Source organism: Variovorax sp. 10N432, from assembly GCF_056394465.1.
Genome location: NZ_JBFTHX010000025.1, coordinates 82,945 through 100,106, shown reverse-complemented (window position 1 = coordinate 100,106; position 17,162 = coordinate 82,945). Strand labels below are relative to the sequence as shown.

The window sequence follows — 17,162 nt, the reverse complement described above, 5'->3', positions numbered from 1 at the left end:
CCGGCAAGCAGGCCGACCTCGTGATGTTCGACTGCCGCGGCATGAACATCTTCCCCGCGCTGCCGGGCGGCAATGCCGCCCACATCGTCGTCATGTACGCCGAGACCTCGGACATCGAGAATGTCATCGTGGCAGGCAGGTTCGCCAAGAGAAACGGACAGCTGAATTTCGATGCGGCCCGGCTGGCCCGCCTCCACGATGAACTTCTGGCCTCGCGCCTGCGCATGTTCGAGCAAGGCCAGTTCAAGTCAGTGCCCGTCGAACGCGGGCCCCAACCGGAGCACTTCGTCCTATGACCCTGCCTGTCTTCCGACACGTCCTGACCGCCGGCGCGCTGCTGCTGGCCGCGGCATCCGCCCTGGCGCAAGCCACGGCGCCGGCGGCCCCCTGGCCGACCAAGCCGGTGCGCATCATCCACGGCTTCACATCGGGCGGGCCGGTCGACAACCTGGCGCGCCTGCTGGCGGCGCAGTTCCCCGAGGCCTTCGGCCAGCAGGCGATCGTCGAGGGCAAGCCCGGCGCCGGCGGCACCATCGGCGCCAACTACGTCGCCAAGGCCGAGCCCGACGGCTACACGCTGTTCCTGATGGCCTCGGGCCACTCGGCGGCACCGGGGCTGTACAAGTCGCTGCCCTTCGACGCCGTGTCCGACTTCACGATGGTGTCGATGGTGGCGCGCAGTCCGTTCGCGATCATCGCGGGACCGGGCTCGACCGCCGGCAGCCTCCAGGAACTGGTGGCGGCCGCGAAGGCCCAGCCGGGCAAGATCGACTACGGCTCGGGCGGCACCGGCAGCGGCATGCACCTGGCGGCCGTGCTGTTCCAGGCACGCGCCGGGGTCCAGTTCACGCACGTGCCCTACAAGGGCGGCAGCGCGCCGGCGCTGGCCGTCATGAGCGGCGAGGTGCCGATCATCTTCACCTCGCTGGCGGGCATGTCCAGTCAGATCGAAAGCGGCAAGGTGAGGCCGCTGGCGGTCACCTCGCGCACGCGCTTCCCGGGGTTCCCGGACATCCCGACCGTGGCCGAGACCGTGCTGCCGGATTTCGACGTCAGCGCCTGGTACGCCCTGGCGGGTCCGAAGAACCTGCCGCCCGCGATCGTGGCCCGGCTCAACCAGATGGTGCAGGCCACGCTGCGCCGTCCCGAGATCGTCCAGAACCTGAAGCTGCAGGCGGCCGAGCCCTGGCCGACCAGCGCGCGCGAGGCCCAGGCCTTCCTGGCCACCGACGTCGCGCGCTGGACCCAGGTGGTGAAGGACGAGAACATTTCGCCGCCGCCGAACTGACGGGCACCTCGGCAGCTAGACCCAGATCTGCAGCACGTAGTCGAACGGCGCCTGCCCGTTGAAGAGGTCGACCCGCTGCAGCACGATGCGCAGCGCGCCGCCCGCGTCGCGCGCCAGCGTGTGCCGGTAGGTGCCGCCGAAATGCCGCACCGTGTCGCGGCGCAGCTCCATCAGATGGAAGCGCGAGCGAACATGGACGGTCGCGCCGTCCACCGACTCGATCGCGACATTGCCGACGATGTGATTGGTCTCCCACATCGGTGCCTGCGACCATGCGTTGGGGTGCGAGACGCGGCCCTTGCGGATCTCCATCATCAGCTTGTCCTCGGCAAAGATCGAGGGCGAGCCCTCCCACTCGGTCTGCTCGAGCGTGACCGGCATCCAGTAGACGCCGCGGTCGTCGAACAAGTCCATCCACGCCTGCCACAGCTTGCGGTCGAGCAGCTCGGCCTGCAGGTAGAGCAGTTGCTCGATCTCGCGCTGCAGGTCGCTGTCCACGACCAGGCCGGCACGCGGCGCGGCCTGCGCGGCAGGCGCGGCGCCGAGCTGCGGTGCGCGCGGCGAGTGGTCGGGTGCGATCACCTGCGCGCCGGTGGGCGCATCGCCGGGCGCGGCCTCGATCACCACGTCCTGCGCGAGCAGGTGCTCGAAGTCGGGTCCGGCGTTCGGGATGGCGGCGCTCGGGCTGTCGGAAGATGGCTGGCTCATGACGTGGTTCCTGCACTATGAAGCCATGTAGGTCGACCAGGCGCGAAACTGGCTTCGCATCACCGCCTCGGAAGTGCCGTGGCTGGAATAGGTCACGCCGCCCTCCTCGCGGTCGTCGCCGAAGTAGCGATGGAAGCTGACCCAGTCGCCGCCATTCGACTGCAGACCCCACTGCCCCTTGGTCCAGTTCTCGAGGTCGTCGGCATTGATCATCGTGGCTGGAGAATTCACGAGGTTGTAGTACCAGAGGCTGCGGCGATAGATGGCCTCGGGCGCACCCTTGAGGCGGAAGTGCCAGATCTCCGACAGCGTCTTGTCGGGCGCGATCGGCCGAAGGCAGCGCAGCTGCTGCAAGGGTGACTGCACCGACAGATAGGGATAGATCAGCACGTGATGAATGCTGCGCGACAGGTATTCCTCGGCGCGTTGCTCGCCGTAGGCCTGTTTCAGCAATGCCTCGTGCGCGAGCGTGTCGGGGTCCTGCGGGCGCAGCCCCAAGTAGGCCTTCAGGATGCCGTGTCCGCGCGGGAAATTGATGGTCTGCACCGAGTCCCACTGCTCGAAGCTCGACGCGAAGGCCGAGAGGTAGTGGTAGTACAGCGGCACCTTCTCCTGCTGCGCCTTCAGCCGCTTCTCGACCCGCCCGGCCGCGATGCCGGTCGACTGGTGAGTGACCGAGGGATGCAGCGCGTCGAGCTGGTTCTCCATGAAGAACTTCCAGTTCGAATGCTGGATCACGCGATGGCAGATCGGCACCACCTCCACCTCGCCGACCGGCGAGCGGTCGCACATGTCGTCGAAGGCGACGCGCGCTTCGCCGAGGAATTCCTTCAACGAAGGGCCGTGGTGCGAGAGGCTGGCGAAGACGAAGCCCCGATAGCTCTCCACGCGCGCCGCGCGCTTGACGCCGCAGTCGGGGTTGTCGCGCGTCATGCGCGTGCCTTCATAGCCCTGGGCCAGCGGGATTGCACGCACGCTGCCGTCCAGGTGGAAGCTCCACGCGTGGTAGGAGCAGACGATGCTGTGCCCCGTGTTGCCCTTCAGGTTTCCCACGAGCTGCACGCCACGGTGCGGGCAGCGGTTGTGCAGCACCTGCACCGAGCCGTCGGCCTGCCGCACCATGAACATCGGCTGGCGGCCGATGGTGACGGCGTGGTAGTCGCCGGGATTCGGCACCTGCGACAGGTGGCCGCAGTAGACCCATATGCGCTCCCAGATCTTCTCCATCTCGGCATCGAAGATCGCGGCATCGGTGTAGACGGTCTTGTGAACGCGGTCGGGCTCGACCAGCGCATCGAGGTTCATCATCGACTGCCCCCTTGTTGCCTAACGCCCGGCGGCACCACCACCGGGTCCGCCACCCGCACCACCGGCCCCGCCCGCGCCACCACCGGCGCCGCCCCCGGGGCCAGCCCCCGCTCCGCCACCCCCGCCGGGGCCACCGGGGCCACCGGGGCCGCCTCCAGGACCGGCTCCGGCTCCAGGTCCGGCGCCGGCGCCAGGTCCGCCCCCAGGTCCGGCGCCTGCTCCTGCTCCTGCTCCCGCTCCTGCTCCCGCTCCTGCTCCTGCTCCTGCTCCGGCACCAGCGCCAGCACCAGCGCCGGCTCCCCCGCCAGCGCCACCACCCGCTCCCGCTCCGCCACCCGCTCCAGCACCGGCCCCTCCACCACCACCAGCGCCCCCACCACCTCCCGCACCTGCACCCGCGCCTGCGCCTCCACCTCCACCTCCACCGCCCGAGCCACCGCCGCCTGCTCCGCCACCGTCAGCCTGGCTCGCAGCCCCACCGCTCGCCACGGCCGTGCCACGCAGCCAGCCCGTTCCGCGGCTGCCGGCGAGCGATGTTCCGGTGGCCGCCGATGGCTGCGTCCCCGGGCCAGCCGACTGGGTCGTGCTGGCGCACACGGCCTCGCCGAAGGGGTTGTAGCGATCACAGGGCAGATTGCCTACGGCCTTGGACGCGATTCCCGAGCGAAGCGTCTGCGAGGTCTCGGGCGTCCTCGCCAGCACCGGCGCAGCCTCAGCGGCCGCTGATGGGAGAGGCGCGAGCGGCGCCCGGGGAACGCTCTCGAACGTGGTCGCCGCCGCGCGTCGCTTCGGCGCCGAGGCGACGACCTGGACGCGGCGCCGGGGGCTCGACAACGGCTTGGCGACAGGGCCATCCGGGCTGGCCGACACCTCGTCCTCGGTCGTCTCCTGACTCGCGGCCTCCACCGGTGGGCCCGCGTGAGCAGCCGGTTGCGGCTCCGGACCCGGCAGCGACGCCTCCTCGACCGTCGGCGCAGCGACGGGGCTCCGCGGCGCCTCCTCGGGCGTGGATGCAGGCGGCTTCTGCAAGGACACGGGCGTCGAGTTCGGGACTGTCGACGCCGGGTCCGGCACCGCGACCGCGACCGCGTCCAGAGTCTCAGGCGCCGTCTGAAGGAGGCGCTGCGGCGAACTCGGGACCGGCGCCTCACGGACCGCCCGGGTCGAGTACCAATACACGAAACCCGCAACAGACACCAAGAGCACGAACAACAGCGACAGCAGTGGGACGGCGGCCCGCGGAGGCGGCGCGAGCCGTGGGCCTCGCTTTGGCACGGACATGGTCTTTCGAAGCGGTGCGCGCACGTCCACCCGGTCCAGCGGTCTGGGCGTTGGCATGGCTCCCGCCGTGCGCGCATCCGGCAACGTCGGAAGGAAGGCCCCAGCGTCGAAGCGCAGACCTGAGAACTTGCCCGCGCAGCCACGGCAATATCTGGCGCGGTCCTTGTTGGCCGTGTGGCACGAGTCGCAGTACTTCGTCATTTCCGGGCTCCTGCGGTACTTCGTGCGCAGTCACGGCGCCGAGGAGAGGAGAGCCGCCGAGACCGGCATCCCGTCAGGGCTGAAGACAGCCGGTGCGTCGAAACACCGCGACCTTCGCGCTCGCCCCCCGCCATGCCGCGCACGGAACGGCGCTGGGCTTGAATCCCGAGTCACACAGTTGGCTGTTGGCGCCGCAGTTACCCTGGACATCGCGCTCCCCCAGTGAATTGTGATCAGCTCACATTGAACGCCTTTCTCGCAAAATGAGGGGCCGTTCTCGCGAGCGAGGGCCTTGGACATTTGGTAACCAAGCGTTACGAAACCTCGATCTCCGGCGACTGGAACAGGGCCAAGACAAGACGCTGACTACGTTTGCCAAGAACAATCTCGACGAGGCGATGACTCTGACCAAGCGTGCCGCGCCTCGGTCCGATTCGCTCGCCGGATCACCTGCGGCGGCTGTCCGTACGCGCGAAGAAATGCCCGACGCATGCGGTCGGGATCACCGAAGCCCGCATCCCTTGCGACGGTCTCGATGGGCAAATGCTGGGACTCGATCATGAGCCGTGCTGCCTCGGTTCGCAGACGTTCGATGATGGCCTTGGCCGGGGTCTGCCCAGTCTCCTCCCTGATCCGGCGCGACCGCCGCGCTGACTTGCGCAGGAAGGCCAGCAACGCAGGCGAACCCTCCGTCACCACCGTATCGCCCACTCGAACACAGAGACGACGGCCAGCGTGAGCAGCTGGAACCCGGGATAGACCACGACACCCACACGAATAATTGGATTGGCTCTATGAGCGGGACCGCGACGAACATCGCCCTCTCGCGGGTGCTGGACAAGACCAATCCGACGAAGGTGATGCTGCGGGTGCTGGTCGTGGAGGCGCTCGACATGGCGTTCCTGCGCTGGACGAGCGCATCGCTGTGGTCGGCGGTGCCGGCCGTCGCGGTATGCATGGCGGGCAGGCGCATCGAGGGTTACCGCACTGGCTTGCGCTAGTTCGAACCCTTCGAACACTCCACCTTCATCTCCGAGCAAAACAAAAGGATGCGTTCGAGGATCAGCGATGAGACGTTCTGGTCGCCCGTGTGGGCAGACGTGATCAGGATTTGAGAGAGTTTGTCCGATAGTGCGTTGACCTGCAGCCCCGCGATCTGTACGTTGTTCGTGAACTGGATGGCGCGCGCTTGTTGGTCTTGGCCGGTGATCCGCAACTGAGGCTGGGCACTGAGGTTGCGAAGTGCGACGGCGTAGACTTTCTCGGCGGGAACCTCAACCACCACGGCGGCGGTGTCGTACGCCACGCCGCCGTTGCCTTGCTGTTGAGACATCTGCTCCACCCGACCGATGACGTGCCGAGCGATGAAAGCAATTTGCGCGTGGACGTGCGTGGTCCATGCCATGGCAGCAATCGTTGCAATCCAAAGAACAGGTCTTGCCCAATACATCTGAAACTTCATTTGAGCTGGTGACTGGCGACAGGCACTTTTGCCATTGGGGGACGGCTCTCGACTCGAATGTGCTGCATGGATTGTGGCCACTGTGATCCGCGCTGTCCATATGCGTGCACGACGAGCGCATGGCAGCGAGAACACCGGGCGAACTCGGCGTGCAGATGGGTTCCCAGAGTTGCCGGCACCTCCCCTCATTTGAGGAGATGGCCTGTGGCGGCCCCGCCGCCCATGGTCCATCGCACTGCCGGCGTGTTGCCTCGGCAGATGCGGACCCAATTTTCGCTACGGCAGATGGAGGGCCCCCAAGGGGTTACACCAGCAGTAGAGCAATCGAGTTCGGTTCAACATGGCACCCCGGCCACAGCTTCGCGGAAAGGACATCGTCATGTCAGACACCTTTGACTTCATCGTAGTGGGAGCAGGCTCAGCAGGAGCAGTGATTGCGGCTCGCTTGTCCGAAGACCCGTCCTGTCGGGTTGCGCTGCTGGAAGCGGGCGGCCGCCCGCCCGTCGAAGAGTTGATTCCCGCCGCGTGCTCCGCGATGCAACAGAATCCGCAGACGGACTGGATGTACACCGCGGATGCCGGCAAGTGCGGGCTCGGACTGAAGGGAGCGCGCATGATGATGCCGCGGGGCAAGATGCTCGGGGGGTCGTCCGGGATCAACTACATGGCGTACGTGCGCGGCCATCCTGGCGATTTCGACGCCTGGGCCGAGGGCGGCGCCAGCGGATGGAGCTACCGCGACGTGCTGCCGTACTTCAAGAAGAGCGAGGGCCTCTCGCCGAGCGACGACATCTCGATCGATGCGCCAGCGCACAACACTGCCGGTCCTCTTGGCGTGTCCGTGCGTGCGCCGGTGCTCGCGGGCGCGCGTGAGTTCGTGGATGCCGCCGTCGCCGCGGGTATTCCGCGCGGCGACTACAACGGACGAGACCGTGGTGGGCCCGGCGGCGTCGCATCGCTCTTCCAGACCTCGACGCGAAGCGGCAAGCGCTCCAGCACCTTTCACGCCTTCATCGAAGGCGACACCGAAAAGCGTTCGAACCTCACCATCATCACCGGGGCGCAAGTCACGCGCGTGCTTCTGGACGGCGCGACGGGGCACTTGGCCGCGACGGGGGTCGAGTACCGCGTCGGCAGTGCTGAAACGCGTACCGCGTTCGCCACCAAGGAAGTCATATTGAGTGGGGGCGCCATCGGGTCGCCGCACCTTTTGATGCTCTCGGGCATCGGGCCCCGGGCAGAGCTCGAAGCGGCAGGCATCACATGTCGGGTCGACTCGCCGCACGTTGGGAAGCATCTGAAGGACCACCTCCACGTGGGCCTCTTCTTTCCTGCACCGGGGGTTGGCATACCGGTGAACGAACTTGGCGTCTCGTTCGGCCCCTCGGCCCTGCGCGCTCCGGCGGGACCCCTGCCCGCGAACCCCGATGACGACGCACAGATGCCCCCCGAACTGCAGGGGCTGAAGCAAGAAGCAGAACGACGCATCACCGAGTGGGCGACGACCGGCCATGGCCTGATCTCTTCGTCCCTCTACGATGCGGCCGCCTGGTACTCCACCGGCCTTGGCGACAACCACAGTCACGATGCACAAATCGCCTTCTTCGCCTGTGGCTACAACGACGACCTCTGGCAGCGCTGCCTGTGTGTCGACGTGAATCAGTACTTTGACGATGCGTCGAAGCGTCTCGCAGGCGAAGCGCAGAGCATGATCGTGCTCGCCAACCCTGTGCAACCGCACAGCGAGGGAGAGATCGTGCTCGCGAGCGCAAACCCTGCGGACCACCCGACGATCCGCATGAATTACTACGGCGACCCGCACGACATGAAGGTGATGGTCGCAGTGCTGCGTCGGGCGCTGGACATCGTTGATCACTGGCCGGCACACCGGAAGATCGGGCCGCTGCTCATCCCGCCATTCCTTGCCAGCAAGCACGGTCACATCGAGGGCGCCATGCCAAGTGACGCCCTGCTTGAGGACCTCGCGCTCCACTATTCCTTTACCGTCTACCACGTCACGTCGACGTGCCGGATCGGGAGTGTCGTGGATCCACGTCTGAAGGTGATGGCAGTGGAGAGATTGCGTGTTGCGGACGCGAGCGTTATGCCGAACGTGGTCAGCGGCAACACCAACGCGGCGTCGATCATGATCGGCGAGAAGGCGGCGGAAATGCTGGCCGCCGATCACAGTGTGAAGCTCTCCGAATTCGTAGCCGAGCATCCATCAGTCGGTGCTGCTGCGGATGTCAATCCGGCATGAGCGCTATTGCCTTCTTCTGGCCCTCTGGACCGCCCAGTGAGAAGCCCTCGTAGCCCCGATCGGCCACGGCCTTGCACCTTTCCGCGTAGGCTGGGAATCCGCCGGCCAGGGGCATGAATACGCGCGGCTTGCCCGGGATGTTGGCGCCCAGGTACCAGGAGTTGCAGCTCAGGAAGACCGTTTGCGCAGCGACCGCATTGACATGTGCGACCCAGGCGCTTTCGGCCTCGTCGGTGGCCTCGATCGTGGCGTGACCCTGCGAGTCGAGCCAGGCGATGCATTCGGCGATCCAGTCCACGTGATGCTCTATTGAGAGAATCACGCTCGTGAAGGCTGCGGCACTGCCCGCGCCCGCGATGTTGAACAGATTCGGGAAGCCGGCCACCGTCAAGCCCAGGTAGTTCAGAGGCCCGCTACGCCACTTGTCCTGAATGCGCAGGCCGCCTCGGCCGCGCAGGTCCAGTCGCATCAGCGTGCCGGTGACGGCGTCAAAACCGGTGGCCAACACCAGCGTGTCGAAGGTGTGCTCGCGCCCGCCGGTCCGCAGGCCGCCTGGCGTGATGGCCTCGATCGGTTGTTTGCTGACGTCCACCAGATGCACGTTCGGCCGATTGAAGGTCTCGTAGTAGTCGTCGGCCACGCACAACCGCTTGCAGCCAATGGGCTGGTGCGGCGAAAGCAGCGCTGCCGTCGCGGGGTCATGCACCGCCCGGCGAATCTTGCCGCGCACGAACTCGGCCACCAGGGCGTTGCTTCGCAAGTCCGTCATCAGGTCACCGAAAGTCCAGAGCAGGGGGAATCCGCCGGCGTCCCATCGGGCCTCGAACGCGGCGTCCCGCTCCTCGGGGCTCGTGGTCAGCGCCGAGCTCGGGTTCATTGGCAGATCGCAGCCGAAGCCGGTGCGCATTTGTCGATTGCGTGCCCGAAAGCCTTGGTAGTCGGCCTTCACGCGGGCCTCCTGCGCCGGATCGAGCGGGCCGTTGTGCGCGGGCACCACGTAGGCGGCAGTACGCTGAAACACCGTTACCGACGCCGCTGCCTGCTGCGCGATGCGCGGGATCACCTGGACCGCCGAGGAACCGGTGCCGATGACGCCCACATGGCGACCGTCGAAATCAACTGGCGCATGCGGCCAGGCGGCCGTGTGCAAGACCGGCCCGGCGAAAGTCTCCAGGCCTGGAAAGGCCGGCGTGTTCGGCGTCGACAGCGGCCCGCAGGCCAGCACGACGAAGCGCGCGCGCCAGATCTGCGCCTCGCCGTCCTCGCCTGTGCTGCCGACCTCCCAGCGCTGATCGGCATCGTCGAAGCAGGCCGTCGTCACGCGGGTGTTCAGGCTGATGCCGCTGCGCAGGTCGAATCGGTCAGCCACGTGGTTGGCATAACGCAGCAGTTCGGGTTGCGAGGCATAGCGCTCAGTCCACTGCCATTCCTGTTGCAGGGTCTCGCTGAACGAGAAGGAGTACTCCAGACTCTGGATGTCTACGCGGGCGCCCGGGTAGCGGTTGGCATACCAGGTGCCCCCCACGCTGGGAGAGGCTTCGAGCACTCGCGCCGACAGGCCCATCGCGCGCGCCTTTTTCAGCATGCAAAGGCCGCCGAATCCGGCTCCTACTATCAGCAGGTCCAGCTGGTCTATCGCGCTTGTCCCATCGGGCGTCATGCGGCGTCGCGCTCGAAGCGCCCCCGCGGCACAGGAGATATGTTGAAGCGTCGCGTCATGCGCATCTCCCAGATTCTGAAGTCGATGGCGAGCACGGTGTTGGCACACGAACCGACGCCTCATGCGGCGATGGCCGAGGCGCAGTATGCGCTGTGGTCGGGTGACTGTCGATGGGGGCCGTACTGCTGCTGGGGCCGCACGGTCGACGACCGCGTGCCGCAGGACCGGCGCGGGCCAGTCCAAAAGGCCCGCCACCTGCTTGCGGTTCGGGTCTACACGCTCGACAGCGCCCAGCCCCGGTCCTATAGTCCGACTTCTCTTGGGTCCCGAACAGCCGCAGGAGAGATCCGCGGCTTGCCGGCGGTGCAAGAGATTTCGACAGTTGTGCATATCCAATAATCCAGGAGACGCAATGAACAAGTCGCTTCTCAAGTTTGTCGGCGCAGCATTGGCGGCGCTTCTCGTCGCCGCACCGGCGATGGCCCAGAAGAAGACCCTGGCGGTCGTGGTCAAGGGTCTGGACAACCCCTTCTTCACCGTGCTCGGCGACGGCTGCGCGCTCTGGAACAAGGAAAACCCAAGCTCCGAATACACCTGCCTGTACACCGGGCCGGCATCGAGCGCGGACGAGGCCGGCGAAGTGCAGATCGTCGAAGACCTCATCAACAAGGGCGTGGCGGGCATCGCCATTTCGCCCTCCAACGCGCCGGCCATGGCCACCATGCTCAAGGCCAAGGCACCGAAGATGCCGATCATGACCATCGATGCCGATCTTGCCGCGGCCGACCGGTCGCTGCGCAAGACCTACCTGGGCACCAACAACTACGACATGGGCGTGCTGATGGCGAAGCACCTCAAGCAGCTCAATCCCAAGGGCGGCACGGTGTGCATGCAACTGGGCAACGTGGCCGCCGACAACATCAATGCCCGTGCAGCCGGCTTTCGCGACACCATTGCCGGCAAGAAGGGGGTCGACCGGCTGAAGGGTGACGGCGGCTGGACCGAGATCGACGGCTGTCCGCTCTTCACCAATGACCAGATCGACCTGGCCAACCAGCAGATGTCGGACGTGTTCACCAAGAATCCGAAGCTCAATGCCTTCATCCTCGTGGGGGGCTGGGCGCAGTTCGGTCCGTCCGCGTATGCACAGGTGACGGACCAGGTGATGGCCAAGCTGAAGTCCAAGGAGCTGATCATCATCGCCGGTGACACGTTGCCGCCGCAGCTCGACGCGCTGAAGAATGGCCGCAGCCATGCGCAGATCGGCCAACGCCCCTTCGAAATGGGGCATCGCGCGCCCGCCGTGCTGATCGACCTCATTGGTGGCAAGAAGGTCGCCGACCCGCTCTACACCGGGCTGGACGAGTGCGTGCCGACCAATCTGGACAAGTGCCCGGCGAAGTAGTCGCATGGCTGTTCTGGAGCTCGCCCGGGTCTCCAAGCATTTCGGCGCCATCCAGGCGCTCATCGACGTCTCGCTGCGCATCGAGCCCGGCGAGGTCGTCGGCCTGATGGGCGACAACGGCGCCGGCAAGTCGACGCTGGTGAAGATCGTCGCGGGCAACTACCCGCCCAGCGACGGCACGGTGATGATGGAAGGCCGCACGGTGGCCTTCCACAAGCCGGCCGACGCGCGCGGCGAAGGCATCGAGATCGTCTACCAGGACCTCGCGCTGTGCGACAACCTGACGGCGGCCGAGAACGTCTACCTCGGGCGCGAACTCACGCGCGGCTTCGGCCCCGTCAAGGTGCTGGACTATCGCGCCATGTTCAAGCGCGCGGCCGAACTCTTTGCCGAGTTGAAGTCGGAGACACGGCCGCGCGACCTGGTGCGCCGGATGTCCGGCGGGCAGCGGCAGGCGGTGGCCATCGCGCGCACACGCCTGGCCGATCCGAAGATCGTGCTGATGGACGAGCCCACGGCCGCCATCAGCGTGCGCCAGATCGCCGAGGTGCTGAACCTGATCCGGCGCCTGCGAGAGCACGGCATCGCGGTGGTGCTCATCAGCCATCGCATGCCGGACGTGTTTGCGGTGGCGGACCGCATCGTCGTGCTGCGCCGCGGCGTGAAGGTGGCCGACAAGCCCATCGCCCACAGTTCCCCGGAGGAGGTCACCGGCCTCATCACCGGCGCCATCGAAACCGCATGATCACACCCGACCCAACGACAAGGCAGTCCGACATGGCCGCAAGTCTCGAGGACAGCATCGACCGGCGCGTGCATGGCAACTGGCTGAGCTGGCTCGTCAGCCAGCAGACCTTCTGGGTTTCGGTGGCGGCCGTTGTCGCGTTCGTGGTGCTTACCTTCGCGAGCGATGTCTTTGCGACGCAGCAGAACCTCTTCAACGTCACTCGCAACTTCGCCTTCGTCGCGATCATTGCGATCGGAATGACGGCCGTCATCGTCACCGGAGGCATCGACTTGTCGGTGGGCGCGGTGCTCGTGCTGTCGGGCATGGTGGTCGGGATGACGATGCACACGGGCACATCGATCTGGGTGGCGATTCCGCTGGCACTGGGCGCATCGTTGCTGGCGGGTGCGATCAATGGCTTCATGATCGCCTACATCGGCGTGCCGCCGTTCGTGGTCACGCTGGGCATGCTTTCCATCGTGCGCAGCCTCGCGATGGTGCTGTCGAACAACCGCATGGTCTACGAGTTCGGGCCGGACCAGCCGAAACTGCTCGCGCTGGGTGGCGGCTTCGTCAGCGTGTCACTGCCATTCGTCGACCCCATCCGGGTGCCAAGCCCGGTGCTCTTCCTGATCGTTCTGCTCCTGATCGCGAGCTTTCTGTTTCGCTGGACGCGCTGGGGCCGGCACCTGTATGCCATCGGCGGCAATGAACGTGCGGCGACGATGACGGGTGTGCCGGTGAAGTTGGTGAAGGTGAGCGTCTACATGTTCTGCGCGCTGTGCGCGGGCATTGCGGGCGTGCTCGAAGTCGGCTGGCTCGGCACTGTGACGACCAGCCTGGGACAGGGCATGGAGTTGTCGGTGATCGCGGCGTCCGTCATCGGCGGAACCAACCTGGCGGGCGGCATCGGCACGGCCTTCGGCGCCGTGGTGGGCGCGGCCTTGATCGAGGTGATTCGCAACAGCCTGATCCTTCTGGGCATCAGTACCTTCTGGCAGGGCACTTTCGTCGGAGGATTCATCATCGTGGCGGTGCTCTTCGACAGACTACGGGCGCGCAGCGCGAACGAGTGACACGTTGGGCCACGCGCGCCCGCAAAGGTGCTCAGCCGATCGGTGCGGCCGGACTCAGCAGGCCGGCGGACTGAAGGTCGCTCCACAGTGCGGCCGGCACGGGCTGATCGGCATCGGTGGAGTTGGCCTGGACCTCCTGTGGTGTCACGCCGCCGAGCAGCACCGTCACGACCGCGGGATGCGCCATCGCGAACTGCAGCGCCGCGCGGCGCAACGGTGTGGCATGCGCTGCGCAGATCGCCTCGATCTTGCGCACGCGCTCCATGATGTTCTCGGGCGCCGGCCCATACTCGAACTTGGCGCCCGGCACGGCCCCGGTTGCGAGGATGCCGGAATTGAACACACCGGCCAGCATCACGCCGATGTTCTTCTCGAGCGCCAGCGGCAGAAATTCGTCCACCGCGTTCTGGATCAGCAGCGAGTAGCGGCCCGCCAGTATCGCCACGTCGAAATCGCCGGCCTTCGCGAACTTCACCGCGATGTCGGACTCGTTGATGCCGAACCCAATGGCCGCGACGATCCTCTCGCTGCGCAACCTCTCGAGCGCCTTGTAGGCGCCCTCCATCACCTCCTTGAAGCGCACGGGCGCATCGACCGGACCGTGCGTCCACACGTCGCAGTCGTGGATCAGGAGGATGTCCAGGCGATCCAGGCCGGTGCGCAGCAAAGACTGTTCGACCGAACGCATCGTGCCGTCGTAGGAATAGTCAAAGCGCGGCGCATGCGGATGGCCGCCGGCAAAGCCCGGCGAAAAAACATCGGGGTTCTTCGGCGCTGGCTTGGCAAAGGCATCCATGACTCGCCCGATCTTGGTCGAGACGATCACGTCCTTGCGCGGCAGATGGCGCAGGCCTGCCCCCACGCGCGCTTCGGCCAAACCGTTGCCGTAGTGCGGCGAGGTGTCGAACACGCGCACCCCGCTGGCGTATGCCTGTTCGATGGTGACGATGCAGGTTTTCTCGTCCAGCAGTTCGTACAGGTCGCCCAGGGGGGCCGTACCCAGACCGAGGGCCGAGAAGGCGAGCTCCGTTCCATTGCGAGTCGTGAAGCGGCGTGACCTCATTGCGTTTCTCCTCGTCGGGTTGCGGGTGGAAGGCCCGCGCAAAGCATAGCGCGCGCGCCGGGGAAATTTCGGACATCGCGCAGGACATCGCCGAAGCCAGCGCTCGCCCGATCCGCGCGATCCGCGGCGGCGCTGAGTATGATCCGATCGTGCAGCGCGCCGCCGCAATCATCGGTTCCGCAATCTTCCTGGTCATCGCTCCGGGCACGCTCGCCGTGTACGTCCCTTGGTACCTCACGCACTGGCACTTCGCACCTCCGCTGTTCCCGATCGCGCGCGTGCTCGGCGCCGCCCTGATCGTCGCCGGGTTGCCCATCTTGCTCGATTCGTTCGCTCGCTTCGCGTTGCAGGGCCTTGGCACACCGGCGCCCGTGATGCCTCCCAAGCGCCTCGTCGTCACCGGACTCTATCGCTACGTCCGCAATCCGATATACGTCGCAGTCACGGCGTTGATCGCCGGCCAGGGCCTCCTGTTCGGGAGCGTCACGGTGCTGGCGTACGGCGCGATCGTGTGGGCCGGATTCTTCTTGTTCGTTGTCGCCTACGAAGAGCCTGCGCTGGGCGAGCAGTTCGGCGACGAATACCAGCGCTATCGGGCGAACGTGAGGCGATGGTTGCCGCGCATCACCCCATGGCGCGGGTAGGTGGGGTGCGCCAATATAGGAGTGCTTGTCCATGAACCTGAGCCAAGGTAGTAACAAGCTTGAGACGTCTTGAAAGAAACACGAGGAAGGTTTGAAATTCGGCGACCCAACTCGAGGAGTCTGCTCATGACCAAGCCCGGTGCCCTCCGTACATTCACCCGTGTGAGCGTTTCAGTCGCTTCAGCGATGCTGCTGATCCACGGCAACGCCTTCGCCTCCGATGACGATCGTCAAAGGGAAAAGGGAGAAAAGGGCCCGGAGGCCATCGTCGGGGTTTGGGAGTCGACGGCGACAGTGAGAGACTGCAATAACGGCGTCGCGCTTGGCGGCTTCAAGGGATTGTCCACGTTCAACGTGGGAGGAACGGCGTCATATGGAAGTAATTCCCCTCCCGGCTTGACAAGCGCTTCAATGGGAACCTGGAAGCGCGAGTCCCATCGGACCTACACCATTACGCTGGTGTTCTATCGTTTCAACCCCGATGGGTCGCTCCTCGGCTTGCAGAAGTCAAAGGGAACGCGCATTTTGTCCGCGGATGAAAACAGTTTCACAGGCGCGGTAGATGGTCAGATCACCGATGCCGCGGGAAATATTCTTGCGCATACCTGCCTGACCGATACCGGCTCCCGCGTTAGTTGGTAGCCGCTGCAGCGGAGGCCTCGTGCTGGGGATGCTGGCTCGGAACTTCGAACTCTTGGAGGTCGAGGGCCCCCGGCGGCGGCGTCCCTGAAGAAGTCATGACCTTCACGATGCATCCTGTCGGCCTGCGCATGCGTCTGAAGAAGCATGCTGTCAGCGCCTAGAGTCGACTCGGTACCCAACGTCGCTATCGATCAAGAACCCGTCAATACAGGAGTGATGCGGATGCAGCTGCATTTCGACGACGAGGCCTTCGACGGTCAATTGCAGCGCACGGTGGGCAAGTGCGACGCCGGCATGGCCAACGTCGGGGAGTGCTTGTACATCGCGTCGCGGATCACCGAGGGCGACCGCGACAGCTGGTACGCCGCGTGGTCGACGTTCGCAGACGGCCTCGTGGCGCAGGCAGCGGCGGCCGCGCAGACCGGTCACGCCACGAGCGCTGCCAGCCTGCGGCTGCGGGCGGCCGAATACTACCGGCAAGCGTTCTTCTGGCATCGAGATGACCTCGACGGCAAGGAGCTGACCACGGCCTACCGGGCCAGCGTCGACGCCTTCCGCAGCGCCCTTCCCGGCCTGCTGGGGCGCGGCCGCCTGATCGAGGGCGACACGCCGGGCTACCTGTTCGCGCCGCCCGGCAGCGGCCCCTTCCCCACAATCCTGCACATCGGCGGCTACGACAACACAGCCGAGGAGCTGTACGCATCGGTGTACCCGGCCCTCGACCGGGGATGGGCGTTCGTGGGCCTCGACGGCCCGGGCCAGGGCAGCGTTCTCTACGACCGCCGCGTGCCGCAGCGCCCCGACTGGGAGCACGTCGTGCCTGGCATGTTTGACCTGGTCGCAGGCCAGCCAGAAGTAGACGCCCGCCGGATCGTGCTCGTCGGCCGCTCGTTCGGCGGCCTGCTCGCCCCGCGCGGCGCCGCGGGAGCGCCACAGCTTGCCGCCTTGGTCGTCGACCCGGGCCAGTACGATATGGCGGCCGGCGTCGCCGCTCGCCTGGGCGGGCTCTGGGAACACGTCGACGACCCCACCGCCAAGCCGCGGTTCGACGCGCTGCTCGAGATCCCGGCCCTGCGGACGCTGCTCGGGCCGCGCATGGTGACGAACGGCGTCGCCGACCCGCAGACCTACTTCCAGGACATGCGCCGCTACACGAGCGCCAACCTGGCACCTTCGATCACCTGCCCGTGCCGAGGGCGCCGAGGGGCACTGCGAAGGCATGGCATCCATCGTGTTCTGGACAGCGGCATTCGATTGGCTCGACACCATGGTGCGCTGACCCCGCCGTCGCATCCGCGAGCGCCGACGTTTGGCGATCGCACCTCGCAACCACCTTGATGCCGACCTCCATCGATTCGCCGTGTGATTGATGGAAGCGAGGAACGTGACTGGCTCACCAACATAGATGGGCTGCCGGAAGACCACTTGGTCGACGCC

At 66.2% G+C, this 17,162-nt stretch carries 16 protein-coding genes and 3 pseudogenes; 11 read left to right on the top strand and 8 right to left on the bottom strand.

What is annotated here, in order from left to right:
• Positions 1-296: pseudogene (locus AC1DF3_RS25365) on the top strand (hypothetical protein); the annotation flags it as partial.
• Positions 293-1,288 carry a tripartite tricarboxylate transporter substrate binding protein gene (locus tag AC1DF3_RS25360; protein WP_286537598.1) on the top strand — a complete coding sequence of 332 codons (996 nt, stop codon included), beginning with the start codon at positions 293-295 and terminating at the stop codon, positions 1,286-1,288. The pseudogene AC1DF3_RS25365 and the gene AC1DF3_RS25360, both read left to right, overlap by 4 nt.
• A 15-nt stretch (positions 1,289-1,303) precedes the next feature.
• Here AC1DF3_RS25360 and AC1DF3_RS25355 read toward each other — a convergent pair whose 3' ends face one another.
• Genes AC1DF3_RS25355 through AC1DF3_RS25345 form a run of 3 tightly spaced genes read right to left on the bottom strand, consistent with a single transcriptional unit; the run spans position 1,304 to position 3,759 of the window.
• Complete coding sequence (locus AC1DF3_RS25355; protein WP_478141241.1) at positions 1,304-1,996, bottom strand: aromatic-ring-hydroxylating dioxygenase subunit beta; 693 nt, start codon at positions 1,994-1,996, stop codon at positions 1,304-1,306.
• Between the two features lie 15 nt (positions 1,997-2,011).
• Positions 2,012-3,304, bottom strand: coding sequence for an aromatic ring-hydroxylating oxygenase subunit alpha (locus AC1DF3_RS25350; protein ID WP_478141240.1), 1,293 nt, complete (start codon positions 3,302-3,304; stop codon positions 2,012-2,014).
• Positions 3,301-3,759 carry a hypothetical protein gene (locus AC1DF3_RS25345; protein ID WP_478141239.1) on the bottom strand — a complete coding sequence of 153 codons (459 nt, stop codon included), beginning with the start codon at positions 3,757-3,759 and terminating at the stop codon, positions 3,301-3,303. Before AC1DF3_RS25345 ends, AC1DF3_RS25350 begins: the two co-directional genes overlap by 4 nt.
• 191 nt (positions 3,760-3,950) lie before the next feature.
• Here AC1DF3_RS25345 and AC1DF3_RS25340 point away from each other — a divergent pair, with 191 nt between their 5' ends.
• Positions 3,951-4,196: a hypothetical protein gene (locus AC1DF3_RS25340; protein ID WP_478141238.1), complete on the top strand. Its 246-nt coding sequence runs from the start codon at positions 3,951-3,953 to the stop codon at positions 4,194-4,196.
• Positions 4,197-5,152: 956 nt separating this feature from the next.
• On the opposite strand, the pseudogene AC1DF3_RS25335 reads toward AC1DF3_RS25340, so the two are convergent.
• Positions 5,153-5,428, bottom strand: a pseudogene (locus AC1DF3_RS25335) (helix-turn-helix domain-containing protein); the annotation flags it as partial.
• A gap of 152 nt (positions 5,429-5,580) precedes the next feature.
• Between AC1DF3_RS25335 and AC1DF3_RS25330 the strand changes: the two are divergent.
• Entirely contained in the window at positions 5,581-5,787 is a 207-nt protein-coding gene (locus AC1DF3_RS25330) for a hypothetical protein (RefSeq protein ID WP_478141237.1), read from the top strand.
• On the opposite strand, the gene AC1DF3_RS25325 is transcribed toward AC1DF3_RS25330, so the two are convergent.
• The gene (locus AC1DF3_RS25325; RefSeq protein WP_478141236.1) at positions 5,784-6,191 is read right to left on the bottom strand and encodes a hypothetical protein; all 408 of its coding nucleotides are present in this window, start codon (positions 6,189-6,191) and stop codon (positions 5,784-5,786) included. The genes AC1DF3_RS25330 and AC1DF3_RS25325 overlap by 4 nt on opposite strands.
• Positions 6,192-6,627: 436 nt before the next feature.
• Here AC1DF3_RS25325 and AC1DF3_RS25320 point away from each other — a divergent pair, with 436 nt between their 5' ends.
• A complete protein-coding gene (locus AC1DF3_RS25320; RefSeq protein WP_478141235.1) occupies positions 6,628-8,508 on the top strand; it encodes a GMC family oxidoreductase in 1,881 nt (626 codons plus the stop codon).
• Here the strand turns inward: AC1DF3_RS25320 and AC1DF3_RS25315 are convergent.
• Positions 8,495-10,291 (bottom strand): flavin-containing monooxygenase, encoded by a 1,797-nt coding sequence (locus tag AC1DF3_RS25315; RefSeq protein ID WP_478141234.1) that lies wholly within the window; start codon positions 10,289-10,291, stop codon positions 8,495-8,497. The two genes, AC1DF3_RS25320 and AC1DF3_RS25315, sit on opposite strands and share 14 nt — an antisense overlap.
• 289 nt (positions 10,292-10,580) lie before the next feature.
• Between AC1DF3_RS25315 and AC1DF3_RS25310 the strand changes: the two genes are divergently transcribed.
• Genes AC1DF3_RS25310 through AC1DF3_RS25300 form a run of 3 tightly spaced genes read left to right on the top strand, consistent with a single transcriptional unit; the run spans position 10,581 to position 13,376 of the window.
• Entirely contained in the window at positions 10,581-11,573 is a 993-nt protein-coding gene (locus AC1DF3_RS25310; RefSeq protein ID WP_286529211.1) for a substrate-binding domain-containing protein, read from the top strand.
• A 4-nt stretch (positions 11,574-11,577) separates the two neighbouring features.
• Positions 11,578-12,318 carry an ATP-binding cassette domain-containing protein gene (locus AC1DF3_RS25305; RefSeq protein ID WP_286529210.1) on the top strand — a complete coding sequence of 247 codons (741 nt, stop codon included), beginning with the start codon at positions 11,578-11,580 and terminating at the stop codon, positions 12,316-12,318.
• Between the two features lie 32 nt (positions 12,319-12,350).
• Positions 12,351-13,376 carry an ABC transporter permease gene (locus tag AC1DF3_RS25300; RefSeq protein WP_286529209.1) on the top strand — a complete coding sequence of 342 codons (1,026 nt, stop codon included), beginning with the start codon at positions 12,351-12,353 and terminating at the stop codon, positions 13,374-13,376.
• 31 nt (positions 13,377-13,407) lie between these two features.
• Here AC1DF3_RS25300 and AC1DF3_RS25295 read toward each other — a convergent pair whose 3' ends face one another.
• Positions 13,408-14,439, bottom strand: coding sequence for an aldo/keto reductase (locus AC1DF3_RS25295; RefSeq protein ID WP_478141233.1), 1,032 nt, complete (start codon positions 14,437-14,439; stop codon positions 13,408-13,410).
• Between AC1DF3_RS25295 and AC1DF3_RS25290 the strand changes: the two genes are divergently transcribed.
• From AC1DF3_RS25290 to AC1DF3_RS25280, 3 genes are all read left to right on the top strand, one after another.
• Positions 14,430-15,083: a methyltransferase family protein gene (locus AC1DF3_RS25290; RefSeq protein ID WP_286537614.1), complete on the top strand. Its 654-nt coding sequence runs from the start codon at positions 14,430-14,432 to the stop codon at positions 15,081-15,083. The two genes, AC1DF3_RS25295 and AC1DF3_RS25290, sit on opposite strands and share 10 nt — an antisense overlap.
• Positions 15,084-15,209: 126 nt before the next feature.
• On the top strand, positions 15,210-15,725 hold the full coding sequence (locus AC1DF3_RS25285; RefSeq protein ID WP_478141232.1) for a hypothetical protein: 516 nt from the start codon (positions 15,210-15,212) through the stop codon (positions 15,723-15,725).
• Between the two features lie 144 nt (positions 15,726-15,869).
• A complete protein-coding gene (locus tag AC1DF3_RS25280) occupies positions 15,870-17,063 on the top strand; it encodes an alpha/beta hydrolase family protein (RefSeq protein ID WP_478141231.1) in 1,194 nt (397 codons plus the stop codon).
• Here the strand turns inward: AC1DF3_RS25280 and AC1DF3_RS25275 are convergent.
• A pseudogene (locus AC1DF3_RS25275) lies at positions 17,050-17,159 on the bottom strand (acyl-CoA thioesterase); the annotation flags it as partial. The gene AC1DF3_RS25280 and the pseudogene AC1DF3_RS25275 overlap by 14 nt on opposite strands.
• Positions 17,160-17,162: the final 3 nt, after the last annotated feature.

Excerpts from the sequence above, each read along its gene's own strand:
- AC1DF3_RS25350 (WP_478141240.1), bottom strand. The coding sequence starts at position 3,304 with ATGATGAACCTCGATGCGCTGGTCGAGCCCGACCGCGTTCACAAGACC.
- AC1DF3_RS25325 (WP_478141236.1), bottom strand. The coding sequence starts at position 6,191 with ATGGCATGGACCACGCACGTCCACGCGCAAATTGCTTTCATCGCTCGG.
- AC1DF3_RS25280 (WP_478141231.1), top strand. The coding sequence starts at position 15,870 with ATGCTGTCAGCGCCTAGAGTCGACTCGGTACCCAACGTCGCTATCGAT.
- AC1DF3_RS25310 (WP_286529211.1), top strand. The coding sequence starts at position 10,581 with ATGAACAAGTCGCTTCTCAAGTTTGTCGGCGCAGCATTGGCGGCGCTT.
- AC1DF3_RS25320 (WP_478141235.1), top strand. The coding sequence starts at position 6,628 with ATGTCAGACACCTTTGACTTCATCGTAGTGGGAGCAGGCTCAGCAGGA.
- AC1DF3_RS25360 (WP_286537598.1), top strand. The coding sequence starts at position 293 with ATGACCCTGCCTGTCTTCCGACACGTCCTGACCGCCGGCGCGCTGCTG.
- AC1DF3_RS25295 (WP_478141233.1), bottom strand. The coding sequence starts at position 14,439 with ATGAGGTCACGCCGCTTCACGACTCGCAATGGAACGGAGCTCGCCTTC.
- AC1DF3_RS25285 (WP_478141232.1), top strand. The coding sequence starts at position 15,210 with ATGACCAAGCCCGGTGCCCTCCGTACATTCACCCGTGTGAGCGTTTCA.
- AC1DF3_RS25305 (WP_286529210.1), top strand. The coding sequence starts at position 11,578 with ATGGCTGTTCTGGAGCTCGCCCGGGTCTCCAAGCATTTCGGCGCCATC.
- AC1DF3_RS25330 (WP_478141237.1), top strand. The coding sequence starts at position 5,581 with ATGAGCGGGACCGCGACGAACATCGCCCTCTCGCGGGTGCTGGACAAG.
- AC1DF3_RS25355 (WP_478141241.1), bottom strand. The coding sequence starts at position 1,996 with ATGAGCCAGCCATCTTCCGACAGCCCGAGCGCCGCCATCCCGAACGCC.
- AC1DF3_RS25300 (WP_286529209.1), top strand. The coding sequence starts at position 12,351 with ATGGCCGCAAGTCTCGAGGACAGCATCGACCGGCGCGTGCATGGCAAC.
- AC1DF3_RS25315 (WP_478141234.1), bottom strand. The coding sequence starts at position 10,291 with ATGAGGCGTCGGTTCGTGTGCCAACACCGTGCTCGCCATCGACTTCAG.